This window comes from Streptomyces sp. NBRC 110611 (assembly GCF_001590865.1).
Classification (GTDB): Bacteria; Actinomycetota; Actinomycetes; order Streptomycetales; family Streptomycetaceae; genus Streptomyces.
On sequence record NZ_BBUY01000024.1, the window covers coordinates 26,111 to 41,579 of the forward strand.

Consider the following 15,469-nt stretch of genomic DNA (forward strand, 5'->3'; position numbering starts at 1 on the left):
GCGGAAAGCGGTTCTCGCAGGTATCGCCCGTCCCCGGGCGCCGGACCATCCCCGCGGCCCGCTGGTCGTACGGCCCATCAGCGCTCAGGCCGGGCCCGTGCTGCAGTCCGGATCGTTCGGGGCGCACTCCACCGACTCGGTCGCGCCCACCCCGACCAGTGCGAAGTTGCGCAGGCTGCGGGTGCCTGGCGCGAAGTATCCGGCGTGTCCGACGGCCCCGTCGGCCGAGAGGATGCGTGAGCCGAAGGCGGGATCGACCGGGTCGGCGCCGTGGCCGAGCCCGCCGACCTCCAGGTTCGGCACGTCCTGGATCCAGTCGTCGGCGTCCCGCATGGCCCAGACCCGGGCCCGGGTGCCCAGCCCCGTGACGTTCCCGGCCCGCATACCGGGGCTGCCCGCCACCGCTATGTCCTCGACATTGGACGGCAGGTCGCGGGCGGCGATGCCGCACACCACGGACCCGTAGCTGTGGCAGAACAGCGAGACGGTGTTGGAGGACGGCAGCGACTCCACCAGCGCCCGCAGCCGGACCGCGCCGGCCTCGGCGAGCTGCCCGGTGGCGGCTCCGACGCCCAGTCCGGACGGCGCGGTGTAGTCGGCCCAGGCGATCACGGCGGTCCGGCTGTCCGGCCCGGCCTCCCGCTCGGCGTCGTGCAGGGAGCGGGCCATGCCGACGGGGGCGGTGGTCGCCCGCGCGGTGCGTTCGAAGGTCGAGAGGTTGGTGTCCACACCGGGCACCACGACCGAAACCCGGTTCGCCGCGGGCAGGTTGCCGAAGACCTCGGCGGCCCGGCCCCCGCCGGCCGGATCGAAGGCCAGGATCTGCCGGCCTGGGCTCATCAGCGAGGTGAGGCGGTGCGTCAGCCGACGCGCCTCCTGGCGCCCGACGGGGGTGAGCCGGTCGTCGGTCATCCGCGTCTCCGCTACGGCGCGGGCGTCATCGAGGGCCATCCGGTTGGCGCGGTAGCGGAGTTGGACGGGCGCGCCGCCCATGTTGCCGACGACCAGGGGATGGCGGGCGGCGAGCTGCTGTTTCTCGGCCCGGCTGAGAGTGGCGAAGAAGGCGCGGAGCGCGGCCGGGGAGGCGCTGGGGTCGGGCAGCGGACGCCCGAGGAAGGTGGCCTGCCGCCAGGCGGCCCTCGCGGTGGCCAGGGGGTTGGCGTCCTCGTGGGTCTCTCTGACGGCCGTCCAGCCGGTTATGGCAAGCATGACGAACACCACCACCAGGGCGAGCGACGCACGCCAGGCGGTGGACTGCAGAAAACCGGAGGAGGGGCCGAGGCCCGGGAAGGAATTCACCGCAGGCCACCCTAGGAGACGCGGCAGGGCGGCTGAGGCGGCCGTGAGTGATCTCACGTTTCGCGGTGGGTATTTCGACCAAACCGGACGTGAATCGTCCAGTATTCGCGCTCAGTCGTGCATGGGTGTTCTCATAGGCGGATAAATCGGTTGCGCAGCGGCGGGAAGCCGTTACTCAGCGCTCGCCGTGATGTCGCGCCGGTCCCACTTGTCGTCGATCGCCGGGGCCATGTGGTTCAGGTAGGACTCGGTCAGCTCGCGGAGGGACGCCACGCTGTAGTCCGGCCCCTCGCCCCATACCTTGCCCGCGACCCGCATCACCCCGCTGAACGCGGCGACCAGCACCCGCGGCCGCGGATCGGAGTCCACGTCCAGCCCCTCGCGCCCGGCGATCAGCCGTGCGATCTGCTCCTCCAGCTCGGAGGACCGCCGCAGGTGCGAAGCGGTCAGCGCGGGCGTCGACTCGATCATCTGGTACGTGCGCATGTACAGCTCCACCGGGACCACCGACTCGATGGCGCTGCCGATGTCGTCCCAGGAGGCCAGTACCGCGCTGCGCAGTGCGGTCAGTGGGGGCTCGGGCGCGGGCCGCGCCGTCAGCTCCTCCAGGAAGCGCGCCTCGACCATCTCCTGGACGGCGAAGGTGACGTCCTCCTTGTTGGCGAAGTACCGGAAGTAGGTGCGCTGGGAGACGTCCACGGCCTCCGCGATCTCGTCGACCGTAGTCGCCTCGTACCCCTGCTCCGTGAACAGCTCCAGCGCCGCGCGGATCAGGGCGTCGCGGGTGCGCTGCTTCTTTCGCTCGCGGAGGCCGCCCACGGGGGGCGGCCGGAGGTTGTCCGAGGCTGTTCCGCGGAGATCTTCCGCAGATGCCGTGTGCGGCGTCGGGCTCGCCATCCTGCGCCGCCCTCCTGGTCTTTCTGGTGGTGTTCTCGCTGCTCAGGTTACCTGTGAGCGAGATGACAGTTACCGACTCATGATTTGCTTTGTCAACTGTCAGTGGCTGACATTAGCCTCAATGGCATGAGTTCCCAGACCCCGGTCGCCGACGCCGCGCCGGACCTTTCCGTACCGGAGCCCCAGAGGGGGCTGCGAGGCCATCCGTGGCTGACCCTGATCTCCGTCGCCATCGGCGTCATGATGGTCGCCCTGGACGGCACGATCGTCGCCATCGCCAACCCGGCCATCAAAGAGGATCTCGGCGCCTCGCTCGCCGACGTCCAATGGATCACCAACGGCTATATGCTCGCGCTGGCCGTTTCGCTGATCACCGCAGGCAAGCTCGGTGACCGCTTCGGTCACCGCCAGACGTTCCTCATAGGCATCCTCGGCTTCGCCGCCGCCTCCGGTGCCATCGGGTTCTCCGATGAGGTCACGCTGGTCATCGTCTTCCGCGTGCTGCAGGGCCTCTTCGGCGCGCTGCTCATGCCCGCCGCGTTGGGGCTGCTGCGCGCCAGCTTCCCCGCCGAGAAGCTCAACATGGCGATCGGCATCTGGGGCATGGTCATCGGCGCCTCCACCGCCGGCGGCCCGATAGTCGGCGGACTGCTGGTCGAGCACGTCAGCTGGCAGTCCGTGTTCTTCATCAACATCCCGGTCGGTGTCCTGGCGCTGGTCATGGGCCTGGCGATCCTCAAGGACCACCGCGCGGAGAACGCCCCGCGGTCGTTCGACATCCCGGGCATCGTGCTGCTCTCCGGCGCGATGTTCTGCCTCATCTGGCCGCTGATCAAGGCGTCGGAGTGGGGCTGGGGCGACATGAAGACCTGGGGCTTCCTGATCGGCTCGGTCGTCCTGTTCGCACTGTTCGCCGTCCTGGAGACGAAGGTCCGCGAACCGCTCATCCCGCTGCGGATGTTCCGCTCCGTGCCGCTGACCGCCGGCACGGTCCTGATGGTGCTGATGGCCTTCGCCTTCATGGGCGGCCTGTTCTTCGTGACGTTCTACCTCCAGAACGTGCACGGCATGTCCCCCGTCGACAGCGGACTGCACCTCCTTCCGCTGACCGGCATGATGATCGTCGGCTCCCCGCTCGCGGGCGCCCTGATCACCAAGCTCGGCCCGCGCATTCCGCTGGTGGGCGGCATGGTCCTGACCGCCGTCGCCATGTACGGCATGTCCGGCCTGGACACGGACACCGCCACGGCTCCGATGTCCCTCTGGTTCGCGCTGCTCGGCCTGGGGCTGGCGCCCGTGATGGTCGGTGCGACGGAGGTTATCGTCGGCAACGCCCCGCTGGAGCTGTCCGGTGTCGCCGGCGGTCTCCAGCAGGCCGCGATGCAGGTCGGCGGCAGCCTCGGTACGGCCGTGCTCGGCGCCGTGATGGCCTCCCGCGTCGACAACGAGCTCCCGGGCAACTGGCGTTCGGCCGGCCTTCCGCCGGTCCCGCCCGCACAGGAGTCCCAGCTGTCCGACGCCGTCTCGGCGGGCATCGCCCCGGTTCCGAAGGGCACCCCGCCGGAGTTCGCCCAGAAGATCACCTCGGTCGCCCATGACACCTTCGTGTCCGGCATGGGGCTGGCCTTCACGGTCGCCTGCGGGGTGGCCGTCCTCGCGGCCGTCGTCGCGGTCTTCACCAAGCGCGGTGCGAACGCGGAGGCGGGCGCCGGCGCCGGTCACATCTGACCGGCCCGAGCTACCTGGCCGGCCCGAGCTACCTGGCCGGCCCGAGAGGCCTGGCCGGCCTGACTGGTCTCCCGCTTCCCGGCCGACGAGGCCGCACTCTCCCGCATCACCCCGGCGCGCGGCCGGGCCGAGACACCTCGGCCCGGCCGCGCGCCGTCGCGTTCACGGGCAGGCCGCGGGTGCTGGAGACGCCGGACGTCAACACCGCGCGTCAACCGGCCGGTCCGGCCCGTCTTCCGGCCCACCCGCCGTACTCCCGGCGGCAGTTGGGTCGCCGTCATCGAGGTGATTCCCTCATCCGGATGAGCCGGCACGGGAACCGGCGCCCGGCTGCCGTCCTCCGGGAGTCGCCCGTACGCACCGGCCCCCGCTGAGCCCCGGGAGAACGGTTTCCGCACCGCCCGGCGCCGACCCGCCCTACGTCAACTCCGCGCACCGGCACTCCACTTCACGCCATGGCGCGTGTCCACATACCTGATCCGGGTGGGAGAGCCCGAACGGCCTTGGCGATCGCGCAGCCGGCCCGCGAAGTTCGACGACGAACCCGCCGCGGGCAACCGGCCCGTCGCGGCACACCATCGTCGTACGTCACGGGGGAGAGATTCCTATGCGTCTGCGTCCGCGCCCGTCCCACACCACCGCGCTCCTCACCGGCCTCACCGCACTGGCCGCCGCGCTCGCCGTCCCGCCCGCCCTCGGCACCCCGGCCGCGCACGCGGCCTCCGCCGGCCGTACCGCTCCCGCCTCGGGCGACTGCCAGCCGGGCCGGCTGTGCGTCTGGCCGCAGGCGGACTTCGGCGGTGAACGGCGGACCTACGAGCTCTCCGACACCGACATCGAGAGCTGTGTCCCGTTGCCCGAGGGCAGTGTCGCCGCCTCGTTCGCCAACCGCACCGGCCGGCCGGTCACCACGTACCAGAGCGCGGAGTGCGCGGAGACCGCCGAGTTCGACACGTATCCGGGCGGCGGCAGCTGGGTGCCCCGGTCTCCGTACCAGGTACGGGCGTTCAAGGTGTGGGAGAGGTGAGGCCGGACGCACGACGTCCCCGGCAGCGGGGCGCTGCCGGGGACGTCGGACGCGGGTGTCGCGGCGGGGCGTTACGCGTCGCCGCCGGCCTCACCGGCTTCGGCGGCCGAGACGTCCAGGAGCTGGTAGCGGTCGATCGCCTGCTTCAGCAGCGACCGGTCGACCTTGCCCTCCTTGGCGAGCTCGGTGAGCACGCCGAGGACGATGGACTGCGCGTCGATGTGGAAGAAGCGACGGGCCGCGCCACGGGTGTCGGCGAAGCCGAAGCCGTCGGCGCCCAGCGACTGGTAGGTGCCCGGGACCCAGCGGGCGATCTGGTCCGGGACGGAACGCATCCAGTCGGAGACCGCGACCTTCGGTCCCTCGGCGTCCTGGAGCTTCCGCGTCACGTACGGGACGCGCTGGTCCTCCTCCGGGTGGAGCAGGTTGTGCCGCTCGGCCTCGACCGCCTCGCGGCGCAGCTCGTTCCAGGAGGTCGCCGACCAGACATCGGCCTTGACGTTCCACTCGTCGGCGAGGATCTGCTGGGCCTCGATCGCCCACGGGACCGCGACACCCGAGGCGAGGATCTGGGCGGCGTGCTCGCCCCTCTCGCCGCGCTTGACGCGGTGCAGACCCTGGAGGATGCCGTCGACGTCGACGTCGGCCGGCTCCGCGGGGTGCTGGATCGGCTCGTTGTAGACGGTGAGGTAGTAGAAGATGTCCTCGCCATGGGGGAATTCGGCGGTCTCGCCGTACATCCGCCGCAGACCGTCCTTGACGATGTGTGCGATCTCGTAGCCGTAGGCCGGGTCGTAGGCGACACAGGCCGGGTTGGTCGACGCCAGCAGCTGGGAATGGCCGTCGGCGTGCTGCAGACCCTCACCGGTCAGCGTCGTCCGGCCGGCGGTCGCGCCGAGTACGAAGCCGCGCGCGAGCTGGTCGGCCATCTGCCAGAACTGGTCACCGGTCCGCTGGAACCCGAACATCGAGTAGAAGACGTAGACCGGGATCAGTGGCTCGCCGTGCGTGGCATAGGCGGAACCCGCCGCGATCAGCGATGCCGTGCAGCCCGCCTCGGTGATGCCGTCGTGCAGCATCTGGCCGGTCGGCGACTCCTTGTACGCCAGGAGCAGTTCGCGGTCCACCGCCTCGTACTGCTGGCCCAGCGGGTTGTAGATCTTGGCCGACGGGAAGAACGCGTCCATGCCGAAGGTGCGGTACTCATCGGGCGCGATCGGTACGAAGCGCTTGCCGATCTCCTTGTCCCGCATGAGGTCCTTGAGGATCCGGACGAACGCCATGGTCGTGGCGATCTTCTGCTGTCCCGAGCCCTTCTTGGCGCCCGCGTACGCCTTGTCGTCCGGCAGCTTCAGCGGCTCGGCGCGCACGACACGGGTGGGCACATAGCCGCCCAGACCCTTGCGGCGGTCGTGCATGTACTGGATCTCTTCGGAGTTGCGGCCCGGGTGGTAGTACGGCGGCAGGCCGTCTTCCAGGTCCTTGTCCGGGATCGGCAGGTGCAGCCGGTCACGGAAGTGCTTGAGGTCCTCGACCGTCAGCTTCTTCATCTGGTGGGTCGCGTTGCGGCCCTCGAAGTTCGGGCCGAGCGTCCAGCCCTTGACGGTCTGCGCGAGGATCACGGTCGGCTGGCCCTTGTGGGCCTTGGCCGCCGCATACGCCGCGAAGATCTTCTTGTGGTCGTGACCGCCGCGGCCCAGGTGCTGGAGCTGGTGGTCGGTCATGTTCTCGACCATCGCGCGCAGGCGGTGGTCGTCGCCGAAGAAGTGCTCGCGGATGTACGCGCCGCTCTCGGTGGCGTAGGTCTGGAACTGGCCGTCCGGCGTGCTGTTGAGCTTGTTGACCAGGATGCCGTCGCGGTCCTGCGCGAGCAGCGGGTCCCAGGTGCGGTCCCACACCAGCTTGATGACGTTCCAGCCGGCGCCGCGGAACTGCGACTCCAGTTCCTGCATGATCTTGCCGTTGCCGCGGACCGGGCCGTCCAGGCGCTGCAGGTTGCAGTTGACGACGAAGGTCAGGTTGTCCAGGCCCTCGCGCGCGGCGAGGGACAGCTGGCCGAGCGACTCGGGCTCGTCCATCTCGCCGTCGCCCAGGAATGCCCAGACGTGCGACTTGGAGGTATCGGCGATGCCACGCGCCGCCATGTAGCGGTTCATCCGGGCCTGGTAGATCGCGCCGAGCGGGCCGAGGCCCATGGAGACGGTCGGGAACTCCCAGAAGTCCGGCATCAGCCGCGGGTGCGGATAGCTGGACAGGCCGTTGGGGGCCTTGGACTTCTCCTGGCGGAAGGCGTCCAGCTGGGTCTCGGACAGCCGGTCCAGAAGGAAGGCGCGGGCGTAGACACCGGGCGAGGCGTGGCCCTGGAAGAAGATCTGGTCGCCGCCGTCACCCTCGTCCTTGCCCCGGAAGAAGTGGTTGAAGCCCACGTCGTAGAGGGAGGCGGAGGAGGCGAAGGTGGCGATGTGACCGCCGACACCGATACCGGGACGCTGGGCGCGGGACACCATGACGGCCGCGTTCCACCGGGTCGCGTTGAGGATCTTGCGCTCGATCTCCTCGTTGCCCGGGAAGAACGGCTCGTCCTTGGTCGCGATGGTGTTGACGTAGTCCGTGCTGCGCATCTCGGGCACGGCCACACGCTTCTCGCGGGCCCGCTCGATCAGCCGGAGCATGAGGTAGCGGGCGCGTTCCCGGCCTCGCTCGTCGACGGCCGCGTCGAGCGAGTCGAGCCATTCCTGGGTCTCTTCGGGATCGAAGTCCGGGACCTGGCTGGGAAGGCCGCCAATGATGATCGGGTTGCGATCGGATCCGGAAGCCACGCTGTTCCTTCGTGTTCGGGTCGTGTCGTGCCCTGCACGCCGCTGTCGCTGCTGCGCACGGGACGCCTATGGTCTGTGCTGTGGTGCCGCGCCGTCTTCCATCGTGTACCGAGCCACACGGGTACGTCACCTCTACCGATGGGTAACCACCCGCTGAGATATGGCGCCGAAAAGCCGACTTCTCCGGTCGGTCGCATCGCAACCTTACGCCCGTGCCGAAAGCGTCCCGTGGGCGGCCATCCGCGCCCGGACGGGAACCGGAACGGACCCTTCCGACCCCCGAAGGGACCAGTCACGCGCGACTACCCCATAAACTTGGGAGAAAGCTGTGGCATGAATCACTTCTGGCTGCTCCCTTGGGTCGCGGATGCGGTGAGACGCCGCCAAACGTCACCGTTTCGGCGGTCTGAACCGCCGGGTACTTGCGCGATCCGCCCGGCCCGTGTGGACTACGCCCAATGCCTCGCGCATGCGCGTGGCTGAGAACGACTTCCAAACATGATCAGGAGGCAATCCGTGAGCGCGACCGCGGACCACGCGGAGACGAACCTTGCCGTAAGGCTCGGTTTCAAGCCCGACCAGGTGGTCCAGGAGATCGGCTACGACGACGATGTCGACCAGGAGCTCCGTGAGGCCATCGAATCGGCCACCGGTACCGACCTGGTCGATGAGGACTACGACGACGTGGCCGACGCCGTGGTGCTCTGGTTCCGCGAGGAGGACGGGGACCTCACTGACGCGCTGGTGGACGCCACCGCGTACATGGAAGAGGGGGGTGTCCTTCTCCTGCTGACGCCGAAGACCGGCCGCGACGGCTACGTCGAGGCCAGCGATATCAGCGAGGCCGCGACGACCGCGGGCCTGACCGCGAGCAAGAGCGTCAGCGCGGGCAAGGACTGGAGCGGCAGCCGCCTCGTGACCCCGAAGGCCGCGGCGAAGCGGCGCTGAACCACCGCGCCTTGAGCGCGCGGCCGCGCGGCCAGTGCGTCCGCGACAGCCTCCGCCGGCACCGGTCGGCGGGGGCCGTCGCGTTTCTCGTAGGGTGGTCACCACCTGAACAGCCCCTACGAAGGGATGCGTACTCATGACGCTCGCTGGGATCACGACCGGCGTCCAGGCCCCGGAGATCGAGCTCAGGAACCAGCACGGCGAGACCGTGCGGCTCTCGGACTTCCGTGGCAAGAAGAACGTGGTGCTGCTCTTCTACCCCTTCGCCTTCACCGGCGTGTGCACCGGCGAGCTGTGCGCGCTCCGCGACGAGCTGCCGAAGTTCGTCAACGACGACGTCCAGCTGCTGGCCGTCTCCAACGACTCTCCGTTCTCGCTGCGCGTCTTCGCCGAGCAGGAGGGCCTGGAGTACCCGCTGCTGTCGGACTTCTGGCCGCACGGTGCGGCCTCGCGGGCGTACGGCGTCTTCGACGAGGAGAAGGGCTGCGCGGTGCGCGGCACCTTCGTCATCGACAAGGAGGGCGTGGTGCGCTGGACGATCGTCAACGGCCTGCCCGACGCCCGCGACCTGAACGACTACGTCAAGGCCCTCGAGAGCCTCTGAGCCGGCGCATCTCCTGAACGTCCCGGCAGGCGTCCGGCCGACATCCGCTGCCGTCCAGGTGCGATATCTGCGATCGCCGGGAACCGGTCACTAGGATCGGTTCGTTGATCCGATGCCATGCACGATGGGGGCGCACAGCACGTACCCCTCGAATCTATGGGAGGACTCGTGGGAGTCAGCCTCAGCAAGGGCGGCAACGTCTCGCTGACCAAGGAAGCCCCCAATCTGACCGCCGTCATCGTCGGTCTGGGGTGGGACGCGCGTACCACCACCGGTACGGACTTCGACCTGGACGCCAGCGCCCTGCTGACGAACGACCAGGGCAAGGTCGCCAACGACCAGAACTTCGTGTTCTTCAACAACCTGAAGAGCCCGGATGGTTCGGTCGAGCACACCGGCGACAACCTCACCGGTGAGGGCGAGGGCGACGACGAGCAGATCAAGGTGAACCTGGCCGGGGTGCCGGCCGATGTCTCCAAGATCGTCTTCCCGGTGTCGATCTACGACGCGGAGAACCGCCAGCAGAGCTTCGGCCAGGTCCGCAACGCGTTCATCCGCGTGGTCAACCAGGCCGACAACAACGAGCTGGCGCGCTACGACCTGAGCGAGGACGCCTCGACCGAGACCGCCATGGTCTTCGGTGAGCTGTACCGCAACGGCGCGGAGTGGAAGTTCCGGGCCATCGGCCAGGGCTACGCCTCGGGCCTGCGCGGTATCGCCCAGGACTTCGGCGTCAACGTCTGACCGCCGGAACGGGGATCCGATCTCCAGGTCCGGCCGGGCGGCGCTGCCGAACGTCCGCCCGTGCAGCAAGTGACCGCGTCCGGCGCCGTACGCCCCGCCAGGGGAGTGCGGCGCCGGACGTGCTTGAAGGGAGGCGGGCCGTGCCCGGGCGCGGCCCGTACCGACACCGGGGAGGAAACGAACGATGAGCGTCACGCTCGCCAAGGGAGGCAATGTCTCCCTGTCCAAGGCCGCTCCGAATCTGACGCAGATCATGGTCGGTCTCGGCTGGGACGCACGGTCCACGACCGGTGCGCCGTTCGACCTCGACGCCAGCGCGCTGCTGTGCCGGTCGGGTCGGGTGCTGGGGGACGAGTACTTCGTCTTCTACAACAACCTCAAGAGCCCGGAGGGCTCCGTCGAGCACACCGGGGACAACCTCACCGGCGAGGGGGAGGGCGACGACGAGTCGATCCTGGTGGACCTCTCGCAGGTGCCCGAGCAGGTCGACAAGATCGTTTTTCCGGTCTCGATCCACGAGGCGGATCTTCGCGGCCAGAGCTTCGGCCAGGTCAGCAACGCGTTCATCCGCATCGTCAATCAGGCCGACGGCAGTGAACTCGCCCGTTACGACCTCAGCGAGGACGCGTCGAGCGAAACCGCGATGATCTTCGGCGAGGTCTACCGCTACAGCGGCGAGTGGAAGTTCCGGGCGGTGGGCCAGGGGTACGCGTCGGGTCTGCGCGGTATCGCTCTAGACTTCGGGGTCAACGTTTCGTAAAGCACCGCGCGTCGCGCGCGGGGGACCCACACAACGAGGGAATGGGTAGACAGTGGTCCTGAAAACCTTTGGCTGGTCGTTCGCCATCACGGCGCTCGGTCTCGCCTTCGCAGGCGTGCTCTGGGGGTGGCGGGGGCTCGCGATCGTCGGGATCCTGTCCATCCTGGAGATCTCGCTGTCGTTCGACAACGCAGTCATCAACGCGGGCATCCTGCGCAAGATGAACGCCTTCTGGCAGAAGATCTTCCTGACCGTCGGCATCCTCGTCGCGGTGTTCGGCATGCGGCTGGTGTTCCCGGTCGCCATCGTCGCGATCACCGCGAAACTGGGGCCGATCGAGGCGGTCAAGCTCGCGATCAGCGACAAGGCGCAGTACCAGGAACTGGTCACCAGCGCCCACCCGGCCATCGCGGCCTTCGGCGGGATGTTCCTGCTGATGATCTTCCTCGACTTCATCTTCGAGGACCGCGACTACAAGTGGCTGGCCTGGATCGAGAAGCCCATGGCCAGGATCGGCAAGCTCGACATGCTGTCCGTCATCGTCGCGCTGGTCGTCCTGCTGGTGACCGCGATGACGGTGGCCACCGACGCCGCGCACGGCGCCGGCGACAAGGCCGCCACCGTCCTGCTGTCCGGTGTCGCGGGCCTGGTCACCTACCTCGTCGTGGGCGGCATCTCCGGCTTCTTCGAGGGCAAGCTGGAAGAGGAAGAGGAAGAGGAGCAGGAGGAGGGCACCGCGGCGCCGGCGAAGAACGGCAGCGGCTCGGCGCTGGGGCTGGCCGGCAAGGCCGCGTTCTTCCTGTTCCTGTACCTCGAGGTCATCGACGCGTCCTTCTCCTTCGACGGTGTGATCGGTGCCTTCGCGATCACCAACGACATCTTCATGATGGCGCTGGGCCTCGGCATCGGCGCGATGTACATCCGCTCGCTGACCGTCTTCCTGGTCCGTAAGGGCACCCTGGACGACTACGTCTACCTGGAGCACGGCGCGCACTACGCGATCGGCGCACTGGCCGTCATCCTGCTGATCACGATCAAGTACGAGGTCAGTGAGGTCGTCACCGGCGGGATCGGCGTCGCGCTGATCGCCCTCTCGTTCGCCTCGTCCGTGATCCGGAACCGGCGTGAGGGCCTGGGGGATCCGGCGGGAGAGAAGCCGGGAGTCACGTCCGGAGTGTGACGCGGCGCTGATTGAGGAACGCTCTCTGCGGGGCGGCCATGGGGTACGGACCTCGGGCCGCCCCGCGGTGATTGGGGCCGATCAAGGGGGCGGGAGAGGTGTCATTCCTGGGGAAGCTGCGGCGCGGTGGTGCCCAGAGGTTCGACTTCGAGAGTGGGGGAGCGTCCTATGTCGTCGAGCTGACGAAGCGGAATCCGGTGGTCTCGCTGACCAAGCAGGGGGCGGCCGCCGGTCATCTGCGGGTCAATCTGAGCTGGCAGATGCGGACCTCGGACTTCGGCGAGCGGGGCGGACAGCGCACCGGCAGTCTGCTGCGGCAGCCGGGCAAGCTGTTCCGGCCCGAGATCGTCCAGGCGCAGGGCCCGGCCGTGGTCAATGTGGACCTGGACCTGGCCTGCATGTACGAGCTGATGGACGGGTCCAAGGGCGTGGTGCAGCCGCTGGGGAACTTCCTCGGCGATCTCAACGGCCCGCCCTTCGTCAAGCTCAGCGGTGACGACCGGTTCGGTTCGGGGTCCGGCGAGACGCTGTACATCAACCTGGACCATCGTGACGAGATCAAACGGCTGCTGATCTTCGTCTACATCTATGACGGGACGCCCGCGTTCGACCGTACGCACGCGGTCGTGACGCTCTACCCGAGTGCCGGGCCCCGGGTGGAGGTCAAACTGGACGAACGGGCGCCACAGGCCCGTTCCTGCGCGATCTTCACGTTGGAGAACGTCAAGGGCGAGCTGACGGTGCGCCGCGAGGTGAAGTACGTCTACGGCTTCCAGGCGGAGCTGGACCGGCTGTACGGCTGGGGCCTGCAGTGGGGCCGGGGCTACAAATCCAAGGTGTGAGCCGGCCCCCTACCGGCGCTGGAACTGCGGGCCCTGGGGTGGCAGGGCAAAGGACGGATCCGGCACGAACGGCTGCTGCTGCGCCGGATAGCCGTACGCCGTAGGCGGCTGCTGCTGGGGCTGGTACGGGTACGGGGCGGGTGGTCCCGGATAGCCGTAGGCGGGCTGCTGGGCCGGGGGCTGTGCGGGCGGCGGCGGGACGTTGGGCGGGTAGCCGTAGCTGCCGTTCGCGGGCAGCGGTGCCTGGGGCGCCGTGGGTGCCGGGACGGCCGGGGCGGCCGGCGGCAGGGGCGCCGCCGAGTGCGGCTCCGGCATGGCGTCCGGCACATGCTGGGTGACGGCTTCCGGGTCCGACGCCTGAGCGGCCTGCGGGCTTCCACCGGCCTGAGGGCCCACGCCCGACGGCGGGCCCGAGGCCTGTTCCGGCCAGGTGCTCGGCGGCGGCGTCGCGGGGGCGGCCGGGGCCAGTACGAAGTCATCGTCGGGCGGGGCGGCGGCAGACGGCTTGCTCCGCGCGGGGGCCGGCACGGCCTCCGTCGGCTCGCTGCCGGGCCGTACCGGCTCCGGGGTGGCCGGGGTGGCCGGGGTATCCGGGGCGTCCGGGGCCGGCGAGGCGGCGTCCCCGGGAGCCGCGTCGTCCTCGTCGACCGAGATCCCGAACTCGGTGGCCAGCCCGACCAGACCGCTCTCGTACCCCTGCCCCAGGGCACGGAACTTCCAGCTCTCGGCGCGGCGGTACAGCTCGCCGCAGATCAGGGCGGTCTCCTCGCCGGTCTCCGGCACGATGTCGAAGACCGCGATCGGCTCCCCGTCCCGCTCCACCGCGTCGTACAGCAGGACCCGCAGATCCGCCACGTCCGCGAACGGGCCGCCGTCCGACGAAGCGGCCAGCACCACCCGGTCGACGGAGGGATCCATCGTGGCCAGGTCGGCCTCGATGGTGTCGGTCAGACTGTCGCCGAGCCGGTCCTTGGACAGATGCCGGACCAGGCCGCTCGGGTGCCGCGGCTGGTTGTAGAAGACGAAGTCCTCGTCGGAGCGCACGCTTCCGCCGGGGCCCACCAGGAGGGCCGAGGCATCGACGTCGGGAACACCGGCGCCGGATGTCCAGCGCAGGACGGCCCGGACGGTCGTGGCGTCGAGGGGGACGTTCGACCCTTTCAGCATCGCGTGCGTCATGCGGCAATCCTGCCTTCCCTCAGGTCGGAGGGACAATGCGGGGGCCGCGTGCGGCGCGGAACGCGCGCTCGCGGCCATCTGTACGCCGCATGGGGGATACGTGATTTTCACGTACGCGGGAACTAACCGCACCCCCACGCACGTACGATTACCGGCTGGATCCAGACAGCGAGACGCAGCGGGCGTGCCCGGGTCCCGCATGTACACGGGGAGTCATATGCGTCATTTTGGGTACCTTCCGCCCGATATTCGGAAGGAACTGTTCCACCAAGAGCCGGTGGAGTTCACCGCCGACTCCCCCGCCCATACCCTCGCGGTCGCCCTGGGCGCCACGCTCTACAGTCCGGCCACCCGTCCGCGGCTGGCCGCCGACGTCCTCAAGCAGGCCGGACGCGGCGTGATGTCCATGGTGCTGTGTCTGGAAGACGCCATCGGGGACGGGGACGTCGAAGCCGGTGAGGAGAACCTCGTCCGGCAGCTGGGCCTGCTCGACGAGGCGGCCGCCGCGGGCGAGGCCCTTCCGCTGCTCTTCATCCGCGTCCGCACCCCCGCGCAGATACCGGACCTGGTGCGCCGCCTGGGGCCGACGGTGCGCGGACTGTCCGGATTCGTCCTTCCGAAGTTCACCGAGGAACGCGGGATCCCGTTCCTCGAGGCGCTGGCCGAGGCGGAGTCCGCATGCGGCCGGCGGCTGTTCGCGATGCCGGTGCTGGAGTCCCCGCAGCTGCTGCATCTGGAGAGCCGCGTCGAGACCCTGCGGGGCATCGCCAGGACCGTCGACAAGTACCGGGACCGGGTCCTCGCCCTGCGGCTCGGCGTCACGGACTTCTGCTCCGCCTACGGGCTGCGCCGACCGCCCGACATGACCGCGTACGACGTCCAGATCGTCGCCTCCGTGATCGCCGACGTGGTGAACGTCCTCGGCCGCGCGGACGGCACGGGCTTCACCGTCACCGGCCCCGTCTGGGAGTACTTCCGGCTGCACGAGCGGATGTTCAAGCCGCAGCTCCGGCGCAGCCCCTTCCTCGGGCGCGCGGAGGAACTGCGTACCGCGCTGATCGAGCACGATATGGACGGCCTGCTCCGCGAGATCGAACTGGACCGCGCCAACGGCCTGCAGGGCAAGACCTGCATCCACCCCTCGCACGTCGCGCCGGTACACGCGCTCTCGGTCGTCAGCCATGAGGAGTTCAGCGACGCCGTGGACATCCTGCGGCCGGACCAGGGCGAGGGCGGGGTGCTGCGCTCCGCCTACACGAACAAGATGAACGAGGTGAAGCCGCACCGCGCCTGGGCCGAGCGGACCCTGCTGCGCGCCGAGGCGTTCGGGGTCGCCCGGGAGGGCATCGGCTTCGTGGAGCTGCTGACGGCGAGCCTGCCGCAGACCTGAACCCGCGGCGGAAGGCGACATGAGCGAACGGCATGAGCGAACGGCATGAGCG

13 protein-coding genes are annotated in these 15,469 nt (G+C 69.4%); 9 read left to right on the forward strand and 4 right to left on the reverse strand.

The window, feature by feature from the left end; genetic code table 11:
* Positions 1 to 84: 84 nt before the first annotated feature.
* Positions 85 to 1,299 carry an alpha/beta hydrolase gene (locus AZE13_RS30195; protein WP_066939057.1) on the reverse strand — a complete coding sequence of 405 codons (1,215 nt, stop codon included), beginning with the start codon at positions 1,297 to 1,299 and terminating at the stop codon, positions 85 to 87.
* 171 nt (positions 1,300 to 1,470) lie between these two features.
* On the reverse strand, positions 1,471 to 2,196 hold the full coding sequence (locus tag AZE13_RS30200; protein ID WP_079124527.1) for a TetR/AcrR family transcriptional regulator: 726 nt from the start codon (positions 2,194 to 2,196) through the stop codon (positions 1,471 to 1,473).
* Positions 2,197 to 2,322: 126 nt separating this feature from the next.
* Here AZE13_RS30200 and AZE13_RS30205 point away from each other — a divergent pair, with 126 nt between their 5' ends.
* Together AZE13_RS30205 and AZE13_RS30210 are read left to right on the forward strand one after the other, a co-directional pair.
* Complete coding sequence (locus tag AZE13_RS30205) at positions 2,323 to 3,924, forward strand: MFS transporter (RefSeq protein ID WP_066939063.1); 1,602 nt, start codon at positions 2,323 to 2,325, stop codon at positions 3,922 to 3,924.
* Between the two features lie 607 nt (positions 3,925 to 4,531).
* The gene (locus tag AZE13_RS30210; RefSeq protein ID WP_066939066.1) at positions 4,532 to 4,951 is read left to right on the forward strand and encodes a peptidase inhibitor family I36 protein; all 420 of its coding nucleotides are present in this window, start codon (positions 4,532 to 4,534) and stop codon (positions 4,949 to 4,951) included.
* 71 nt (positions 4,952 to 5,022) lie between these two features.
* Here AZE13_RS30210 and aceE read toward each other — a convergent pair whose 3' ends face one another.
* Complete coding sequence (gene aceE / locus AZE13_RS30215) at positions 5,023 to 7,770, reverse strand: pyruvate dehydrogenase (acetyl-transferring), homodimeric type (protein ID WP_066939069.1); 2,748 nt, start codon at positions 7,768 to 7,770, stop codon at positions 5,023 to 5,025.
* A gap of 516 nt (positions 7,771 to 8,286) precedes the next feature.
* Here aceE and AZE13_RS30220 point away from each other — a divergent pair.
* From AZE13_RS30220 to AZE13_RS30245, 6 genes are all read left to right on the forward strand, one after another.
* On the forward strand, positions 8,287 to 8,718 hold the full coding sequence (locus tag AZE13_RS30220) for a DUF3052 domain-containing protein (protein WP_066939073.1): 432 nt from the start codon (positions 8,287 to 8,289) through the stop codon (positions 8,716 to 8,718).
* A gap of 136 nt (positions 8,719 to 8,854) precedes the next feature.
* Positions 8,855 to 9,322, forward strand: coding sequence for a peroxiredoxin (locus tag AZE13_RS30225; protein WP_066939076.1), 468 nt, complete (start codon positions 8,855 to 8,857; stop codon positions 9,320 to 9,322).
* Between the two features lie 168 nt (positions 9,323 to 9,490).
* Positions 9,491 to 10,066: a TerD family protein gene (locus tag AZE13_RS30230; protein ID WP_066939078.1), complete on the forward strand. Its 576-nt coding sequence runs from the start codon at positions 9,491 to 9,493 to the stop codon at positions 10,064 to 10,066.
* Positions 10,067 to 10,250: 184 nt separating this feature from the next.
* Complete coding sequence (locus AZE13_RS30235) at positions 10,251 to 10,826, forward strand: TerD family protein (protein WP_066939081.1); 576 nt, start codon at positions 10,251 to 10,253, stop codon at positions 10,824 to 10,826.
* 52 nt (positions 10,827 to 10,878) lie between these two features.
* Entirely contained in the window at positions 10,879 to 12,006 is a 1,128-nt protein-coding gene (locus AZE13_RS30240) for a DUF475 domain-containing protein (RefSeq protein WP_066939083.1), read from the forward strand.
* Between the two features lie 98 nt (positions 12,007 to 12,104).
* Complete coding sequence (locus tag AZE13_RS30245; protein WP_066939086.1) at positions 12,105 to 12,848, forward strand: Tellurium resistance; 744 nt, start codon at positions 12,105 to 12,107, stop codon at positions 12,846 to 12,848.
* Positions 12,849 to 12,857: 9 nt separating this feature from the next.
* On the opposite strand, the gene AZE13_RS30250 is transcribed toward AZE13_RS30245, so the two are convergent.
* Complete coding sequence (locus tag AZE13_RS30250; protein ID WP_066939088.1) at positions 12,858 to 14,027, reverse strand: TerD family protein; 1,170 nt, start codon at positions 14,025 to 14,027, stop codon at positions 12,858 to 12,860.
* A gap of 217 nt (positions 14,028 to 14,244) precedes the next feature.
* Here AZE13_RS30250 and AZE13_RS30255 point away from each other — a divergent pair, with 217 nt between their 5' ends.
* The gene (locus AZE13_RS30255) at positions 14,245 to 15,417 is read left to right on the forward strand and encodes an HpcH/HpaI aldolase/citrate lyase family protein (RefSeq protein WP_066939090.1); all 1,173 of its coding nucleotides are present in this window, start codon (positions 14,245 to 14,247) and stop codon (positions 15,415 to 15,417) included.
* Positions 15,418 to 15,469 lie beyond the last annotated feature (52 nt).